Origin of the sequence: Escherichia sp. AM3 (genome assembly GCF_032029835.1) — a bacterium.
Taxonomy (GTDB): domain Bacteria; phylum Pseudomonadota; class Gammaproteobacteria; order Enterobacterales; family Enterobacteriaceae; genus Escherichia; species Escherichia coli.
The window spans coordinates 1-259 of the sequence record NZ_JAVUPQ010001091.1; the positions used below are offsets into that span (position 1 = coordinate 1).

At 49.8% G+C, this 259-nt stretch carries 1 protein-coding gene; it reads left to right on the top strand.

Annotation, left to right across the window (positions count from 1 at the left end; all coding sequences use genetic code 11):
* Positions 1–259 (top strand): HNH endonuclease (locus RTW80_RS29845; protein ID WP_312721769.1); only part of this gene is annotated, 259 nt, incomplete at both ends.

Consider the following 259-nt stretch of genomic DNA (forward strand, 5'->3'; position numbering starts at 1 on the left):
GTGGTATGGGTATTGATGCATGGCGCGCTTGGGTCATCGGTTGATGTCGACCACAAAGACGGCAATACCACCAATAACAAACTCGAAAACCTTCGCCCAGCAACGAGAGCAGAAAACCTAAAGAATACCCCACTTCGGAAAGATAACTCATCCGGCGTTAAGGGGCTTTCGTGGCACTCAAAAAACTGCGGGTGGCAGGGGCGAATTTGGGATAACGGAAAAATCCACCGCAAGTTCTCTACATCTAGAGGCGTAGTTG